The sequence below is a fragment of the Butyricicoccus sp. AF35-5AC genome (assembly GCF_003477715.1).
GTDB lineage: Bacteria > Bacillota > Clostridia > Oscillospirales > Butyricicoccaceae > Agathobaculum > Agathobaculum butyriciproducens.
In genome coordinates, this window is record NZ_QUDX01000020.1 from 1 (window position 1) to 17,768 (window position 17,768).

General features: G+C 54.6%; 16 protein-coding genes. 3 read left to right on the forward strand and 13 right to left on the reverse strand.

Translation table 11 applies throughout. The annotated features are described in order from the left end of the window. Nucleotides 1-1,004 (reverse strand): helicase-related protein (locus DWZ82_RS14145; RefSeq protein WP_147356953.1); only part of this gene is annotated, 1,004 nt, incomplete at its 3' end. A gap of 367 nt (nt 1,005-1,371) precedes the next feature. On the opposite strand from DWZ82_RS14145, the gene DWZ82_RS14150 reads away from it, so the two are divergent. After that, nucleotides 1,372-2,826 (forward strand): ATP-binding protein, encoded by a 1,455-nt coding sequence (locus DWZ82_RS14150; protein WP_118481333.1) that lies wholly within the window; start codon nt 1,372-1,374, stop codon nt 2,824-2,826. 326 nt (nt 2,827-3,152) lie between these two features. Here the strand turns inward: DWZ82_RS14150 and DWZ82_RS14155 are convergent, their stop codons facing one another. From DWZ82_RS14155 to DWZ82_RS14180, 6 genes are all read right to left on the reverse strand, one after another. After that, a complete protein-coding gene (locus DWZ82_RS14155) occupies nt 3,153-3,362 on the reverse strand; it encodes a hypothetical protein (RefSeq protein ID WP_118481334.1) in 210 nt (69 codons plus the stop codon). A 192-nt stretch (nt 3,363-3,554) separates the two neighbouring features. Further along, the gene (locus tag DWZ82_RS14160; RefSeq protein WP_158575291.1) at nt 3,555-4,217 is read right to left on the reverse strand and encodes a response regulator transcription factor; all 663 of its coding nucleotides are present in this window, start codon (nt 4,215-4,217) and stop codon (nt 3,555-3,557) included. A 188-nt stretch (nt 4,218-4,405) separates the two neighbouring features. Further along, complete coding sequence (locus tag DWZ82_RS14165) at nt 4,406-5,470, reverse strand: aminopeptidase P family protein (RefSeq protein WP_118481336.1); 1,065 nt, start codon at nt 5,468-5,470, stop codon at nt 4,406-4,408. A gap of 19 nt (nt 5,471-5,489) precedes the next feature. Further along, entirely contained in the window at nt 5,490-5,924 is a 435-nt protein-coding gene (aroQ, locus tag DWZ82_RS14170) for a type II 3-dehydroquinate dehydratase (protein ID WP_110435870.1), read from the reverse strand. A 60-nt stretch (nt 5,925-5,984) separates the two neighbouring features. Beyond that, nucleotides 5,985-6,845 (reverse strand): TIM barrel protein, encoded by an 861-nt coding sequence (locus tag DWZ82_RS14175; RefSeq protein WP_118286170.1) that lies wholly within the window; start codon nt 6,843-6,845, stop codon nt 5,985-5,987. Further along, nucleotides 6,838-7,350: a YqeG family HAD IIIA-type phosphatase gene (locus tag DWZ82_RS14180; RefSeq protein ID WP_118481337.1), complete on the reverse strand. Its 513-nt coding sequence runs from the start codon at nt 7,348-7,350 to the stop codon at nt 6,838-6,840. The genes DWZ82_RS14175 and DWZ82_RS14180 overlap by 8 nt, the downstream gene beginning before the upstream one ends. 174 nt (nt 7,351-7,524) lie before the next feature. Between DWZ82_RS14180 and DWZ82_RS14185 the strand changes: the two genes are divergently transcribed. Beyond that, on the forward strand, nt 7,525-8,298 hold the full coding sequence (locus tag DWZ82_RS14185; RefSeq protein WP_118481338.1) for a hypothetical protein: 774 nt from the start codon (nt 7,525-7,527) through the stop codon (nt 8,296-8,298). A 195-nt stretch (nt 8,299-8,493) separates the two neighbouring features. Here the strand turns inward: DWZ82_RS14185 and ybaK are convergent, their stop codons facing one another. The 6 genes from ybaK to DWZ82_RS14215 all read right to left on the reverse strand — a co-directional run bounded on the left by ybaK (nt 8,494) and on the right by DWZ82_RS14215 (nt 17,268). Then, a complete protein-coding gene (gene ybaK, locus DWZ82_RS14190; RefSeq protein WP_118361371.1) occupies nt 8,494-8,973 on the reverse strand; it encodes a Cys-tRNA(Pro) deacylase in 480 nt (159 codons plus the stop codon). Nucleotides 8,974-9,317: 344 nt separating this feature from the next. Then, nucleotides 9,318-12,428, reverse strand: a complete 3,111-nt coding sequence (locus DWZ82_RS14195; RefSeq protein ID WP_118481339.1) for an efflux RND transporter permease subunit — start codon at nt 12,426-12,428, stop codon at nt 9,318-9,320. A gap of 6 nt (nt 12,429-12,434) precedes the next feature. Further along, on the reverse strand, nt 12,435-13,613 hold the full coding sequence (locus DWZ82_RS14200) for an efflux RND transporter periplasmic adaptor subunit (RefSeq protein ID WP_158575293.1): 1,179 nt from the start codon (nt 13,611-13,613) through the stop codon (nt 12,435-12,437). Between the two features lie 56 nt (nt 13,614-13,669). Next, nucleotides 13,670-14,935, reverse strand: a complete 1,266-nt coding sequence (locus DWZ82_RS14205; protein ID WP_158575295.1) for a TolC family protein — start codon at nt 14,933-14,935, stop codon at nt 13,670-13,672. 19 nt (nt 14,936-14,954) lie between these two features. Next, the gene (locus DWZ82_RS14210; RefSeq protein ID WP_158575297.1) at nt 14,955-16,232 is read right to left on the reverse strand and encodes a TolC family protein; all 1,278 of its coding nucleotides are present in this window, start codon (nt 16,230-16,232) and stop codon (nt 14,955-14,957) included. 13 nt (nt 16,233-16,245) lie between these two features. Beyond that, nucleotides 16,246-17,268: a LacI family DNA-binding transcriptional regulator gene (locus DWZ82_RS14215; RefSeq protein ID WP_118481343.1), complete on the reverse strand. Its 1,023-nt coding sequence runs from the start codon at nt 17,266-17,268 to the stop codon at nt 16,246-16,248. 339 nt (nt 17,269-17,607) lie between these two features. Here DWZ82_RS14215 and DWZ82_RS14220 point away from each other — a divergent pair. Beyond that, a partial coding sequence (locus tag DWZ82_RS14220) for a Gfo/Idh/MocA family oxidoreductase (protein ID WP_158575299.1) occupies nt 17,608-17,768 on the forward strand: 161 nt, incomplete at its 3' end.

Consider the following 17,768-nt stretch of genomic DNA (forward strand, 5'->3'; position numbering starts at 1 on the left):
CGGCCAATCTGCTGGATGTAATCCGTCATGCTGATCGGTGCGTTGAAGTGTACGACAAGTTCAATATCAGGAACATCAATACCCATCGAGAACGCCGAAGTTGCAATCATAATCTTTCTTTTGCCTTGCAGGAAGTCGAACAGCAGCTGTTTCTTGCGGCGTTCCGGCTTGATTCGTGAATGATAGCGTGTAACGTCATCGGGATACTTTTCTTCTAAAATATTATACAGCGCATCGACATAAGTCGTAGTCTGAGCAAAGATAAGAACCGAACCATCTTTATGGTATTTGTCAATCGTCTTGCAGAGCTTCTTAATACGGAATTCCAGCCGTTCCTCCAACGTTTTCTTGTTGCAGGTAACGTCCTTCTTGAGCAGAATAAGATTATCACGTCGCAAATCACTGCGGAGAACCGCAGGCTTGTCCATATGCAGACTATCACGAATGGTATTCAAAGAGTCAGCAGATATTGTCGCAGAGCAGGCACAAATAACCGGCTTACGTTTCAGCTTGCCGATAAAATCGCCAATGTGCAGATAAGCGTCACGAAACGTATAACCCCATTCCGTAATGCAGTGACACTCGTCCGCCACGATCATAAAAATATCCGAATGCTGCATAGTTTCAATAAATGAATGATTTTGCAGTCGCTCTGGTGTGACATAGAGAAAATTCAGCTTGCCCTTGCGAGCCTTGTTCAGTATCTTATCGATATCCTCCTTCGAGCGGGTCATATCGATATAATCGACAGACATATTATGATCCTGCAACGTCTGTACTTGGTTATAAATCAGCGCAAGCAAAGGCTCGATAACGATAGTCAGCTTGTCGGAATGAGCCAGTCCAACCGTTTCATAGATGATCTGCTTGCCGGAACCCGTGGCAGCAATTACAATTGCATTCTGTTCAGCATCCAGCGTATTCATCGGAATAATCTGTGCCTTACGAGGCTTGTCAAAACCAAGCTGTTTGAGTGCAGATTTCAAGTGTCTTTTCATATCCATAGAGATAACCTCCAACGTACTAAGATTATCAATATGTTATAGGAATGTAAAAAGATAATGCCGAATAGTGAACATTTATCAGGAATAAATTGCATTTTTAGATATGATGGATTTTCTTCTCAAATGCCTTAACAGGATAGTTTAGGCCTGAATATGGCATGGTAAATGATAGAAAGTGTAAAAAGGTTAGAATAGATAAGTGCGGTTCATGCGCAAAACGACAGGCCCTGCCGCTCGGAAGTATCCGATTGACAAGGCCTGCGTTGTTGTGAGATATTATCAAAAATCATCGAACAGATTTTCAAAATCCAGATTTACATTTTGATAATCTGGCGTATAATATAAATAAAGGTGGTGGATTTTCAAAATGCAGATTGAAGATTTGATCGAACTTGCAAAACGTGTACAGGCACAGCAGGCCGAAGCACAAACCATTGAAGTAAAAACTGCGCATCGCGGCTGCCCAAGCAAACTGCGTGATACGCTTTCCAGCTTTTCCAACCAGAACAGCGGCGGTATTCTCCTGTTTGGACTGGATGAAAACGAACATTTCGCAGCAGTCGGCGTGTATGATCTGCAGGATTTGCAGAAAAAAGTAACCGAGCAGTGCAATCAAATGCAGCCGCCAGTTCGTGCTCTGTTTACCACCGCTGAATACGAAGGCGTGTGGATTTGTTCGGCAGAGATTCCGTCAATTGCCTACGCCGAGCGTCCGTGTTACTACATCGGTGCTGGCATTCAAAACGGCTCTTATGTGCGTGTGGGCGATGCTGACCGCCATATGACCGATTACGAAATCTATTGTTTTGAAGCATACCGTAACCATATGCATGACGATGAGCGCGTTATCGAGCGTGCGACGGTGGATTTCCTCGATAAAGACCTGCTGAACGCCTTTCTGACCGAACGCCGTATATCGCGTCCGCAGTTTGCGCAGATGAACGATACGCAGGCTATGGAAATGCTGTCGATCACGCGAAACAGCATACCGACGATCGCCGGTCTGCTGAATTTCTGCGTTTATCCGCAAGGTTTTCTGCCGGAGCTTGGTATTACCGGCATTGTCGTTCCCGGCACGGAAATTGGTGATACTGCCGACAGCGGAGCGCGTTTTCTCGATAATAAGCGCATGGAAGGCACCATTTCCAATATGTTTTCCGAGGCGATGGCATTCTGTATGCGCAACATGAAAACCGCTACGATCATCGATTCGGAAACCGGCAAGCGATGTGACAAGACCGAATATCCGATCAGCGCGATACGCGAGGCTGTGCTGAATGCGCTCATTCACCGCGATTACAGCATTTACACCGAGGGCACTCCTATTCAGATTGACTTTTTCAGCGACCGGCTAGAGATCCACAGCCCCGGTTCTCTGTACGGTCGCATGTCGGTCGAAGATCTCGGTTTTGCGCATCCCGATGCCCGCAATCCGGTCCTTGCCGTTATGACCGAAAGTTTGACTGACGCAGAGCACCGTTACTCCGGTATCCCAACTATGCGCCGCACTATGCAGGAAGCAGGACTCCCTGCTCCGGTATTTATCAACCGGCAGAATGAGTTTGTTGTTGTACTGTACAATCATCCTGCTGAACCAGAGAATCCGGTTATCACAAGCCATACAGCAGACAAAACAGCCTCACTTCTGCAATTCTGCCGCACACCGCGCACCCGTAAGGAAATTGCAGATTTTCTCGGCATTGGAACCGTGTACCACGCTAACAAGCGCTATATTCAGCCGCTGGTTGAGCAAGGCAAGCTAAAACTCGGTATTCCGGATAAGCCGTCCAGTCGTAAGCAGACATACACCGCTGCTTTTTAAGGGGTTCCGACATGGGGTCCACGTTTCCCAGCCCCCTTAAAACAAGTGTATCGGTGATACGGTAATTCCACTGCTTGCAGCCGTGTATTGCGGTCTAAAAATGCCCGGTGAACCGCTGAGTTGCGCTCCGTAAATTCCTACGAACCAAAAGGTCGGGGGTTCGAATCCCTTCTGGCGTACCAGATCAACCGGTTATTTCATTTGAAATGACCGGTTTTTCTTATTTTCTGATACATTTAAGGCAACGCCGCAATACCATGACCGGTATGGCAGATGATTTTTGAACACTGTAATTTATCCAAATGAATCGTTTCTTCTTTACAAACCTAAAAAAGAGATGGCAGAAGCATTTTTGCTTCCATCATCTCTTTTTCTTTATGTAACTTCTCGTATATCGTGTTGTGCTTGACACCTGCACATTCTTTGACACCAATCACATCTTCGGCGTATTCACCGAAGATTTTGCGGTTGTCGATCTCGTAACCCTGTCGAATTTTTCTATATTCTTCAAATGTACCTTGACTACGGATCCACATTTCAATGCCTGTACCAAATATCTCAGCAGAAACATCCCATCCTCCATCCGAAGACGGTTTGACCTCAGCCGTTCACCTTTTCGGAGCTGTCGCAGGTCTCTGGTCTGCACCAGATCAGGAAGCAAGGGAACGGCAGAAGTTCAAAAAGGAAGGAAAAATAAAAGGACGTACCATGAAAGTACGTCCTTTCCCTTATTCTGCTTCCTGCAGATAATAGCCGATGCCTCGCTCGGAGATCAGCTCGGCCTTCGAGCCGACCGCACGCAGCTTGCGGCGCACAAGTGTCAGATAAACCTCGATGTTATTGTAGGTCGCGTCCCTGCCTGCTCCCCATACCTTCTGGTGCAGCATTTCACGCGGCAGCACCTGTCCCGGTTCCCGCAGGAACATCTCTACAAGCTGCAGCTCCTTGCCGGACAGACGGACTTCGCCGTCATTGCTCGACAGCACACAACGACCGCGGTCGAGCGTCAGATCGCCGGCGGTCAGGATTTCACTCTGCATCATTCTCGGCCGACGTGCCAGTGCATTGACATGCGCCAGAATCTCGTCGCTCTGGCACGGACGCATGAGCACATTGTCCGCACCCGCATTCAGAATACGGATACGCGCCCGCGCGGTCGTGTGACCTGCCATGACGAGCAACGGCGTCATATCGCCGCTTTCGCGCAGAGAGCGCACCGCATCAATGGTCTTCTCATCCAGCTTAGTGGCATTGTACACGATTACATCATATATATTCTCCGAAATATCAAGCGTATCGCTCTCCGGCTGCTGATCATACAGAATATGTTCATGCTTGAAAGTGGCGAACAGGCGCTCGTCCTGCTCTGCATTGATTAACAAAATACGCATGAGAACATCTCCTCCTATCGGTGTAACCATTGTGCCGAACTTGTGTGGATTTTTTGTGTATAGCTTATGGATAAATTGTTAAATTGATTCTTTTTCATCAAGCCGCCATCAAGTAATACGGCAACCGGTTTTCAACATCCGTGGAATATAAAAAGGGAGAAAACAGCGTTTTCTCCCTTTTTTACAATTTACAGAACGATAAGCTGCTTGGGTGCATCGGTCAGATCAATGCAGCCGTCCTCAATGACGTACAGCATATCCTCAATACGCACGCCGAACCTGCCCGGCAAATAAATACCCGGCTCTGCGGTGACGATACTGCCTGCCGGCAGCGGCGCTTCTCCGCGCGGAGAGGCAACCGGAGCCTCGTGGATCTCCAGTCCTACACCATGGCCAAAGCCGTGGCCGAAGGCATCACCATAGCCTGCCGCCTCGATAATCTTACGGCCTGCCGCATCGACGTCCCGCCCGGTCACACCGGCCTTGCAGGCGGCAATGCCTGCAAGCTGTGCGTTCAGCACCGTGTCGTACACGGTCTGCATCTCGTCGGTGACATGACCGACCGCGACCGTACGCGTCATATCCGAGCAGTAGCCGTCGTAAATGCAGCCGAAGTCCATCGTCACAAAATCGCCCGCTTCGATGGTCTTTTCACCCGGTACGCCGTGCGGTCTGGAGCTGTTCGCGCCCGAAACGACGATCGGATCAAACGACATGTTCTCCGCGCCGTAGTGCAGCATGAGATAGGTCAGCCGTGCCGCGATCTCCTTCTCGGTCACGCCGACCTTGATGTCGTTCAGTACCTCCTCGAGCGCCTGCTCCGCGATGCGCTGTGCCGCGACGATCTTCTCAACCTCGTCCTCTTCCTTGCACATGCGCAGCTGCTCCACACCATCCTCGAGACGGACAGCTGTCGCGTGCAGCGCCGTGCCCCAGGACATGAACTCCGCATAGGTAAGCGTTTTGTCCTCGAGAGCGACCTTTTTTGCGCCGTCCTCGTCGAGCAGCTCATTGATGAGCGCAGAATAACTCTGCCCCGCCTTGATCTCGCGCACCTCAAAATCCTTGATGGCCGCGTGTGCCGCTTCGACATAACGGAAATCCGTGAAGAATACCGCCTGTTTGGCCGACAGGTACACCGCGCCTGCCGTCGAGTGAAAGCCGGTCGCGTAGCGGCGGCTGATCTCACTGGTCAGTACCAGCGCGTCATACGGCTGCTCGAGCAGCATGGCACGCAGTTCGTTTCTTTTCATGGTAATCGCCTCTTAAATATTAGCCGATGATGGATTTTACCGCATCTACGGCGAGCAGATAGCTGTGCTTGCCGAAGCCTGCAATGACGCCCGCACACACCGGTCCGATGACCGACTTGTGGCGGAATTCCTCGCGCGCGTGCACATTGGACATATGTACCTCCACGCAGGGCAGGCGCACAGCCGCAATCGCATCGCGGATGGCATAGCTGTAGTGCGTGTACGCACCGGCGTTCATAATAATCGCATCGCAGTCCTCACGAGCCGCGTGAATGCGGTCGATCAGCGCACCCTCGGAGTTGGACTGAAACACCGCGCATTCCATCCCCAGCCGTTCGCACTTCTGTACAACCTCCGCGTTGATGGATGCCAGTGTGTTCGAACCATAAATGCCCGGCTCGCGCTGACCGGTCAGGTTCAGGTTGGGACCGTGGATCAGTAATACCTTTTTCATACGTTTATACCCCTTTGCATAGTTCTACAAAGCGTCTCCGTAGGGCAAATGTCCTACTTTTTACTTTTCTGCCTGAGCCATAAAGCACTGCTTCATGGCGAGTGCGTCCTCCGCCTGCGTTCCGGCGGATTCGCAGATAAACGTCGGTGCGTAGCCGCGTGCGGCGGTTTCCTCCGCGACCGGCGTGAAATCCGGACCGTATACCGTATCCGCGAACGTCAAATGGCGCACCTCGCCCTTATCGTTATACTCGATATGAGAGAAGTGGGCGTGCAGTTTAGCCGTGCGCTCGTGACCGATGGTATTTTCCATCAGATCGAACAGCGCTCTCACTTCCTCTCGGGTGTTCATATGGCCGCCCGTGCGGCAGTTGAGATGACCGAAGTCGATGCACGGCAGCAGGCGGTCATCGGCAGCCACCAGCTCGCAGACCTCCTCGGCGGTGCCGAGCACGCTCTTTTTGCCCATAGTTTCCAGACAGACCGTGCAGCCGGTCAGGTGGGCCTCATCCAGCGCACGCAGAATATTTTTTACGTTTTCGTGCGAGTTGCGCATAGCGCGGTCACGGGTCAGCTTGCCCTGACCGCCGCAGTGCACGACCATGCGCGTTGCGCCAAGCGGCACGGCCAGCCGCGCGGTCTCCAGCACATAGCCGACGTTTTTCTCCATGCGCTCGCTCTCCTCGGACGAGAGATTGATGAAATACGGCGCATGAATGCTCATCTGAATGCCGTGCTGCTCGGCTGCCGCACCGATTTTGAGTGCGGTCTCCTCGCCGCAGCGCACGCCGCGTCCGCACTGATACTCAAACGCGGTCAGTCCCATCTGTGCGAGCCATGCAGGCGCATCCTCGCTTTTCTTGAAGCCTGCGGCGGCAAACGACTCCGAGTTGCCCGCAGGACCGAATTTCGGCTCAGCCATGATGTGCTCTCGCCTCCATTCTGCGCCGTCCGCGCGCGATAAAACCGCGCTCAAGCTGATAGCGCACATTGATCCAGAAAAACCGACGGTCGAGCGTTTCGACATAGCAGGTCAGCGCGCCCGCGCGGTTGCCGCCGAACACGTCGGTGAAAATCTGGTCGCCGATGACGGCAATCTCGCGCATGGACAGGCCAAGCCGGTTTGCCGCCTTGCGGAAGCCGCGGGAAAACGGCTTTCCGGCATGGCTGATATAGCCCACACCGAGCGGCTCGCAGAACTTGCCTACCCGCTCGGGATGGTTGTTGGAGAACACCAGCACAGCAATGCCGGCATCCTTCAGTCGATCGACAAAGAGGTGCAGCGTATCGGGCGGCAAAGCAGCCTTGTGGGACGCCATTGTGCCGTCCAGATCGACCAGCACGCCGCGTACGCCGTGGGCAGTCAGCATCTCCGGCGTAATATCGTAAATCGAATCAAATACATAATCGGGAATCAGTTTGCTCATTCATACACTCCTGTTAATACCCGTATTCTAATTTAGCGTAATGCTACATATAGTGTAATGGAATTTATTCAAAAAGTCCAGAAAAGAAGCTGTTGCAAAACTACAGTTTTGCCGACAGGAGGAACGGACCGCGGGCCGTTCCAACGTATTTCTATCATCAAGGAGTTGACGATTATGGTCTACACGAAAAACCTTATTCTGGTATGTACCGGACGCGACACAACGAAAGCCGCTTCGCTCGGCATGCCAGTTTTGCAGCTTTGCCTTGGTATTTCACCGTCCGGAGCGCTGCAGCGGCTCAAGGTGTCCGCGGTGCAGCGGCACTGCCTGCTCGGCGTAACCGACCCGCCGCAGGCTATCAACTTCTGCAGCGCCGAGCGCATTGCTGCCGATCTGGTTTTCGAGGCGCGGCGCACGGAAGCGCCCGGCGTATTCGCGGATTTTGAGCACGACACGCCGCTGAACCGCCGCCTGCTGGCCGCATTCGACGAAGCACTGTACGATGCGGATATTCCGCTGTATGTGCCGCTCGAGTGCGGACGCACGCTGTCGCACGCGATACTCACGGTCTCCACCGCGATTTCGGGCGGCAGTCTGACCGAGTACATTTCCTCCCTGCAGGGCATTTACGGTGCGGCGCGGATTGCCGCATTTCTGCAGCCGGTTTCGCAGGATTTTACCCTGCCGTCACCCACGCCGAACGGCGTTTCGCTCAGTGCTGCAGCAAGAGCCGCGCTGCTCGCACAGACCGGCGCACAGCCGTTCTTTTCGCGCGAGCTGTGCGCGAAATACTTCACCTACATGAATGCAGACGGACAGGCACACTTTGTCCTGTACGACGATGACTCCACGCTGGCGGCCAAGCTGGCGCAGCTGGCAGGCTGCGGCGTGCAGAACGTGTTCGCGCTGTTTCCGGATGCGGCAGGACTGCTGAAGCCGCAGACGTAAGGCAACACTGCACAATTAAGACTGCGGCGCTTTGCGGAAATTTTGTGCCCTGACTTTATAGCGGTCCCTTGCGCAGGCTCCGGTCGCGCTGCCGCTGATTCTACGGTAATACATCAAGTATTACCGCGAAACCGCGCCTCGTCAGTGCACAAAATCCACTCGCAAATCGCTCTTGTTTAATCATGCAGTATTGCCTTAATCCGTCGTAATATGCGCGGTCGTGGCGCGTACCAGCTTGATGAGATCCGCCGGTGCACATTCGATCTGGAAACCGATCTTGCCCGCAGAGACCATCACGGTCGGGACATTGTTCACGCTCTCGTCAAACACGGTCGGGAACGCCTTCTTCATGCCCACCGGCGAGCAGCCGCCGCGTACATAGCCGGTAAGGCCTAACAGTTCCTTGACATGCACCATCTCGACCGACTTTTCGCCTGCCGCCTTGGCTGCTTTTTTCAGGTCAAGCTCCTTTGCAACCGGAATAACGAATACATGAAAGCCGCCCGATTTGCCTCGTGCAACCAGCGTCTTGAATACCTGATCGGGGTTCTGGCCGAGCAGCTCCGCAACCGAAACACCGTCTACGGCGTCCTTGCCGTGCGGGTATTCGTGCGGCTTATAGGCGATCTTGTGCTGCTCGAGCACACGCATTACATTTGTTTTATCCGAAGCCATATTGTTCGCTCCTATCTGCAATTTATACAAATATTATAGACTTCACTTGTGCGATATGCAAGGGAATATCGGAATTGAAAATTGAGAATGAAGAATGGAAAATTATCGCGGCGGTTGAATCAATACGTTGTTTGTAAATTCATTTGCACACGTATACCCGCAGGGGCGAACCGTGTTCGCCCAAGCCATCGTTAAATGGGTGCGAGAGCACACTGTGCTCCCCTACGGGGTAGACTGTACAGACATTGGACAACTGCGGTACCCATTTTGCCCGCCATTCATTATCCATCCTCCATTATCCATTCTCAATTCAAAAAGGGAACCGAAATCGGTTCCCTTTTTGCTTACTGCTGCGGATTTTTCTTATGGAAGTTAAACTTCGGCAGCTTGATTTTCTTAAACAGGCCGGAAAGGCGGGCAGCGACGCTGTCGGTCAGCGAATAGTAAACCGGAGTGATGAACAGCGTTGCGATGGTGGAGATAACCATACCGGTCATCATAACAACACCCATCGGCTTCATCATCTCGGAGCCTTCGCCGCTCGAGCATACCATCGGCACAAGGCCGAGGATAGTGGTCATAGCGGTCATCAGCACCGGACGGACACGGCGCGGACATGCGTTCAGGATAGCCGTATTCTTATCCTCACCGCGCTGACGGCGCTGCAGGGTATAGTCGATCAGCACGATGGACGAGTTGACGACTGTACCGGCCAGAATGATAACACCGAGCAGTGCGACCATGGAAACATGATTTCCGGTCGGCCACAGCATGATCATCGAGCCAAGCAGACCGATCGGCAGGATCAGCATGATTGCAATCGGCAGCGAGAACGAGTTGAACTGCGTTGCCAGAATGAAATATACCAGCACAATTGCCACCGCAAGGGCCAGCATCAGCGTACCGGTGGTCTCCGCGATCTGCGATGCGGCAGTATCGCCGGAACCGACCTCTACACCGTCCGGCAGCTCATAATCCGCCACAACCTTGTCAACAGCCGCCTGAATCGCGTTGCTGTCGCCGGATTCGCTTTCACCGGTGATGGTAACGGTCTCCTTCTGGTTCTTGCGCACGATGGACTGCGGGCTGAGCTCGGTATAGACATCCGCCACCATGGACAGCGGTACGGTGCCGCCGGTCATGGTCGGAATCTGCATGGAGCGCAGTGCGTCCAGACTGGTTGCTACATCCTCGTCGCCGGCAACGGTAACGTCGTATTCCTCACCGTTCATGCGGAGCGTGGTCGCGGTCGAGCCGGTCAGTTCACCGCGGACAAGGCCGCCGATGGTGGCCGCGTTCAGGCCGAAGCGCGAGGCGTTCTCGCGGTTGATCTTAACGGCAACACGCGGGGTCTGCTCGCCTGCCGAGGATTCCACGTTGATAGCATCCGGCAGTGCGCTGATCCGGTTTGCCAGATCGTCTGCCGTCTCAGCCAGCTGGTCGTAGTCATCGCCGGTCAGCTCAACGCTGATGTCCGAATCCGTGGACATCGACATGGTGCTACTGGTCGAAACCGTCAGTTCACAGCCTGCAATATCCTGCAGGTCACGGCGCAGCTGCTTGGCAATATCCGCTGACGAGCGGTCACGCTGATCAAGATCTACCAGCGAAATGGTAACGTTTGCGCCCGAGGACGAGGACATGATCGAGGTCGAAGAACCGGTCGAGTAGTAGATCTGCTCCAGCTCCGGGATGGTATCAACTGCGATGGCCGCAATGCGGTCCTCGATGGCGGCAGTGTCCTCCATAGTCGAACCGTTCGGCATGGAAACCGTAACACTCACCTGACCCTCATCCATCTCCGGGATGAGCTCCATGCCCGCCTGGCTGACGCTGAGCACGCTGACAATACAGATGACAACGGTCAGCGCGATGCCTGCCCAGCGGTGGGTGATCAGGAAATTCAGCGAACTGCGGTATACACGCGAGAGCGGCTTTTCGGTGATCGGCGTTGCGCCCGAGCCCTGCGGCTTGACACTCTTCTGCTTGGTGCCGCCGAGCAGGAAATAGCACAGCAGCGGCACAAGCGTGATGGAAATGATCAGCGAGCTGAGCAGCAGCGCTACGATGGTGATACAGAATTCCTTGAACATCATGCCGGCCATGCCGCCGGACAGTGCAATCGGCAGGAATACGGCAACCGTGGTCAGCGTGGAGGCGATAACCGCACCGATGACCTCGCCGGTGCCCTTGGTGCAGGCATCCATACGGTCGTAGCCGTCCGCTCGATAGGTGAAGATGTTCTCCAGAACAACGATGGAGTTATCCACGATCATACCTACGCCGAGCGTGATACCGCCGAGCGACATCATGTTCAGCGTAATGCCCAGCACGTTCATAATCAGGAACGTAAACAGGATACAGCACGGCATTGCGATGGTAACAGCCATGGTCGCGCCGAAGTCGCGCAGGAAAAGGAACAGCACGATCGCGGCGAACAGCACGCCCATCCAGATGTTCTGAATAGCGTTATCAACCGTCATGTTGATATAGTCGGACTGATCCATAACGATATTCCACTGCAGGGAATCGTTGCTCTTAAGCAGGGAGTCAAACTCAGTCTTGGCCAGCTCGGCAATCTGCGCCGTATTGGAGCCGGACTGCTTGTTGACCGACAGGATGATACATTCCTCACCGTCAACCTTGGAGATGGCGTCCTGATCCTTGGGCCGCATGGAAACATCCGCGATCTGGCTCAGACGTACCGTGCCGCCTGCCGGAAGCGAGATCAGGGCGTTCTTAACATCATCAATGGACGAATACTCGCCGTCCGTGCGGACAGCCAGCGTCTGCGAACCATTATCCAGCTCGCCGCCCGGAATGGCGATGTTGTCCGCGCCGAGCTGCTGACCGATGGACGAAATCGTCAGGTTATAGCCCTTCAGGCGGGAGGCGTCTGTGTGGACTGCGATCTCCTGCTCGTAGCCGCCCGAAATATCAACAGACGCTACGCCGTCCAGGCGCTCGAGCGCCGGCTGAATCTCGTCCTCGGCGATGGACTGCAGAGAAGCCAGATCGTTGCCGCGCAGCGCGACCTGCACAACCGGCATGGAGTCAATATCAATCGACATAACGGTCGGGTCGGATGCGTCATCCGGCAGCTGGCTCTTTACCTGTGCAACCTTGTCGCGCAGGTCAGTCATTGCCTGATCCATATCCGTATGATTCGTAAACTGGATAACCAGCATAGCCATATTCTCGGACGAGGTGGACTGAAGCGTATCCAGACCGGACAGGCCCGCTACCGCACCCTCGAGCTTTTTGGTTACCTGCTGCTCGATATCCTCTGGACCGGCACCCGGATAAGTAGCGTAAACAACCGCTGCCGGAACCTCCATGGACGGCATGAGCGCCAGCGGCAGGTTCTGGAAGCTGTAAAAACCAAACACAACGACCAGTATGTACAGCAGGATGGTCATTACATGGTGTTTGATAAAGGTTTGTGCGAATTTCATGCGCGCTTAGCCCTCCCCGCCGTCTGCGGCGTCCGAGGTGACGACATGCACGGCTGCACCGTCCGACAGATAGGACTGACCCTTGGTAACAACCCGGTCGCCTGCCTTGAGGCCGGAAATGATCTCGGTCGAATCCTTGGTAACCAGTCCGGTGGTAACGGTAACGCGGGTTGCGGCAGTGCCGTCCGCATTTACGGTGAACACATACTGCTCGTTGTTGTTGCCGGTCAGGATGGACTCGGTCGGCACGGAAATCGTGCTTGCGCGGCGGTCGGTATAGAAGGTGACGGTAGCAAACGCGCCGATCGGTGGCTTGGTGCCGGACGGCAGAGAAACCGAAACGTCATACAGATTGGTCTGTGCATTGGCAGCCGCCGGCAGCGTGCTGACCGTACCGTTCATCGGCTCCTTGGAGACAGCGGAAACCGTGACGCTTGCGGTATCGCCGACCTTGATGCCGGTGAATACGTCCTCAGCAACAGAAACCTGCACCTCAACCGCACCGTTCTCGGCAATAACCACGCTCGGCTGCGCCGAGGATGCCATGCCGCCGCGGTCTACGTTTACAGCCGTAACCGTACCCGAGCACGGAGCAGTTACCGTGCCAAGGCTTGCCTGCTTATTGATCTGATCCATGGACGCCTGAATCTGCGCCAGAGACGCGGACTGCTGCGCCTCAGCCTGCGCGACACCGGCCTGCGCCTGCGTCAGCGCCTGCTTTGCCTTGGTCAGATCCTGCTCGGCAGCCGCACCCGCTTCGAGCAGCGCCTCGGTGTTGCTGACGGCAAGCTCCGCCTGCTCCACACCGATCTTCGCGGATTCGATCGCACGGTCGGTCGCGGTCTTGGTAGCGCTGTAGGATTGCTGCAGCGAGCTCATCGTCGAAGTAACCGTCGAGGTATCCACCGTAAACAGGGTCTGACCCTTGGATACGGTGTCGCCTTCGCTGACGTTCAGCGTCTGCACCTGACCCGCCAGCAGTGGGAACACCTGCACCTCATTGACGGCGGCAATCTTGCCGTTCAGCGTATACTCCGAGCTCATCGCGCCCGAGGTAACATCGGTTACCTCAACCGCAGTGCTGTTTGAGCTTTCCTCCTCGGTTTCCTCTTCCTTGCCGCAGCCTGCACACAGTACCATCGCACCGGCCAGCAGCGCCGCAAGGATTCGTTTGCTATTGCTCATCGGGGTCCTCCAATTCATTATACATATCTGCTATATTCGCAAAAACGGTCAGCTTATCAAGTTGTTGCCGTAATTACACCGCGTTTTGCCCACTGATAGGTGTTGTAAGCGGTCAGCAGATCGATACGCGCTGCAACCTCGGTCTCCTGTGCGGTGGTGAAGGTGTCAAGCGCATCCGTGTACGCCATCTTGGAGATCATGCCGCGCGTGTACTGCACCTGGCTTACCGTAAACGTCTTTTTTGCCTGTGCGAGATCGGCGTCCGCCGCAGCAAGCGCGGTCTGCTTCTCCTGCAGGTCGGTATACAGCTTGCGGAAAGAAGCGGTCGTGCTCTCCTTCTGTGCGTCGCGGTCGATCTTGGCTGCCTGATAAGCATACAGCGTGTTGGTCTTATTGTTCTCGTAATCGTCGGACGCGGTCTGCATTGCGTACTCCTTGGAGTAGATCGCGTAGCTGTTCTTGAGCGCCTCGGCAAGATCCTTGTTATAATCAATGGAGGTGACCTGCTCGGCGGTTACGACCGGAAGATCGCTCGTTTCGATCTGCGTACCGGTGGTATAGCCGCACTGGATAGCGAGCGTGTTGGTCAGCGCCTCTACCTGCGTGGTCAGCGAGGCCTTGCTGGCAACGGCGCTCTCTCGCTGTGCCTGCAGGCTCTTGAGCGTATTTACACCGGTCATACCCAGCTTTACCTGCTTCTGCACAGTCGCAATGTTGCGGTCAAGCTGCTGAATACTGCGGTTTGTCTGGTTGAGCGTATACTTCATGCCGCGCAGAGAAATGTACGTGTTTTCCGCACTCAGGCAGATCTCATCGGCTGCATTCTGCATCTGACGGCGGGTGTTATCAACCGTTTTCTCCTGATCCTCCTCGGCGTCGTCCTCGTCATCGTCGAGGTTCTTGTACGATGCTTCGGCGGCTGCCAGATTGCGCTGCAGAATGGAAATCTGGCTCTCAAGCGTCTTGCGCAGACCGGCGTTCGCCTCGTCGGTTCCCAGTTCCTTCAGCGTTTTCTGCAGTTCCTTGATCTGCTTCTGGTAGGACGAAATCTGCTCGGAAAGCTGGAAATAGCTTTCGATGTACCGATCGCCTACATCGGTCTTTTCCGCGCTGAGCACGGTGTTGTTGTTCGCCTTGATGGTGACGTTGTTCCGGCGGACGGTCTCCTCCAGCTTGTCAAACGTCAGCTTGACCGGCGCCGTCGGCTGGGTCTGGGTGGTGCCGGTGGTGTTCGTCGCGGTCTTGGTATCGGCGGCAAACGCCGGTACGACCATGCCGCACAGCAGAGCGGCGGAAAGACCGGCTGCAATGGTTCGTTTCATTATAATATATACTCCTCTCTTATGCGGCTGCGGTGGTGATAAGTACGCCTTCCTTGGCCCATTCGTACTGGTTATATGCGGTATACAGCGACAGATACGCGCTTTCCACATTCAGCTTTGCGGTCGTTACGGCATCCTGCGCCTGCTGATACGCCAGCTTGGAAATGATGCCCTTCCTGTACTTCACGGTCGCGGTTTTCAGGTCAAGCTCCGCCTGCGACTGCGCGGTTCGCTTGGCTGCCAGAGTCGTCCGGCAGTCCTTGACGGTCTTGTAGGTGCTGTCGAAGGCTGCCACTACCGACTCCCTGGCCGCCGCCAGTGCGTCCTCAGCAGACTTGACCGCCTCGGCGGTACCGCTGATATTCTTGTCATACGCGTTGTACGCGCTGCGCACAGCGTCCTGCTTCTGCCAGATGAGAAAGCTGTTCTTCTGTGCCAGCTCCAAATCCTTATTATAGGACATCTTATCCAGATTGCCCGCGTACAGCGCTTCAAAGTCGGCCGGCATCACGATGGTGTTCGCGTCCAGACCACACATGAGCGCAACGCTCGAACCGAGGTTTTCGCGGGTGGTCTCCAGTGTGTCGATGGACTGCGCCAGCTTGTCGCGCTGATTCTGCACCGTGTCAAGCTGCAGCTGACCAATCATGCCGAGTTTTCTCTGCGTTTTCAGCACTGCCAGATTGCGGTCCAGCTGTGTGAGCGTCACCTGCAGGTTTTCCTTGGTGTAGCCCAGATTTTTAATGGTAATCAGCATGGTCTGTGCACCAAGTGCCAGCTGACCGGAGACATTTTTCGCCTGCTTGCGCAGCGTGTACGCCGCGTCATCCAACTGAGACAGCATGGCCATTGCCTGCTGCATGCCGCTGACGGCGTTCTGGTTCAGGCTGGTCTGGTAATCCTCTAATACCTTTAACTGTGCCGCATAGGTCTTATAAAGATCACTGGTCGTATCCAGTCCATCCATGGCCTTTTTCATATTCTCAATCAGCGCAGCGTAGATTTCCATCTCGCTCTCGCCGGTCGCACCGGACGCCGAACCCGACATATACGAACTGCTGTCCAGCGAAGCTGCCGTTTTGTTCAGCATTTTCACCGTGTTATTGTCGCTCTCTACGGTGCGCTTGACGCCCAGCAAACCCATTTTCTTGACAGTATAAGCCGCCGGTTTGCTCTGCGTGGTGCTCATCCCGGTCTGCGATGCTGCCGGTTGCCCAGTGCTTACCGCACCTGCAGGCCATACAAATCCGGCGCACAACACCAGAGACAGCAGTGTGCGCTTCCAGTTTGCTTTCATATAGGCTCCTTTCTCACAACAATTCCCGTGTGATAATGCTGGTGTGAATGTATTCGATGCTCTGCCGCGGCGACTCTCCGGTACGCAGTGTATGCGCCAGCACTTCGATCGCCCGCGTCGTCTGCGCCGAAAAATCCTGATCGACGATGAAATCCAGCCGTCCGTCCTCCAAATACTGGCGCGCATGCGGCGTCAGATCGTGACAGACAACGTGAATGCGCCGATTGGGCTTTGCGCGCTCGAGCGCGTCCATACAGCCGCGCACGGACTCGTTTGCCATATAAATACCGCGCAGACGCGGGTTCTGCCGCACCTGCTGCAGTACGCCGTCGTAGGTCAGCTCGTACTGCTCGACACTCTCGATGACGTTGACATTTACGTTATCATCAAAAATCTCGTGCAGGCGGTCAAGGAAGCCGCGCACACGCAGTCCGTGCGCCGTGAATTCACGGTTGCCGGTAACGACGAGCACATCCTGTCCCTCAACGTACGGTGCAAGCAGTCCGGCGGCAATCCGGCCGGATTTGACCATGTTCTGTCCGATATGATACAGGCGGCGGCTCTGCCGTACATCCGAGTCGCAGGTAACGACCGGAATGCCGATTGCGACCAGCCGGTCGATCTCCTCACTCATCGCTACCGTGTCCGGCGCGGTGACAATGAGACCATCAATGCCGCGCTCCTCCATGCGTCCGATGGCCTCGAAATACGCACGGTGCGAGCGGTTTTTCAGCTCCTCCACCAACACATTTACATCATTTAATCCGCGGTTGTGTACAGCCACGCGAATGCCCTCGCGCATCCGGCGGATGAAAAACGCATCCCAGCTCGGCAGAATCACGCCGATGCGGAACGCGCCGTGTCCCGCACGGGTGGCCTGCCGCTGCGACGGCGTTTTGTAGCCGTATTCGCTGATTATTTTCTGCACGCGCTCCCGCACCTCCGGCGCTACATTCGGTCGGCCGTTTACAACTCGGTCCACTGTTCCACGCGATACGCCGCACTGCTCTGCGATCCACTGTGCAGTTACCTTCATAAGATATTCTCCTTTTCAGGCATCCATGTATCCTCTTTTATCCCTAAAAGACACATTTTTGCCACAATACGTTCATATTTTATCATAGTGCAGTAAAGCGCACAAGCGTTTCACCGCATTTTAGACACCAACGTGCAATGTGTTGCATTTTCCTGTGCATTTTCTATTTTAGCACAATGCACGGATATTTTGCACGTTTTTTTTGCGCTCCGCTTTGCTATTTTTCACCAAACCGAAGCCCCAAAATTGGGCGGTGCGCTGAAAAATACGCTGCACCCTTGAAGCACACCCACAAGTGGTTTATAATAGAATCACCTTATATAAAAGGAGAGAATTCCAATGGGCATTTTGAAAATTGGCGTTGTAGGCTGCGGCCGAATCGGCAAGCTGCACATTAACAACCTGATCAACTCCGTACCGGGCGTTCAGGTAGTAGCTGCTGCTGACCCGATGCTTGATAAGTCCGGCGCACGCGAGTGGCTGGCTGAGCGCAAGATCAC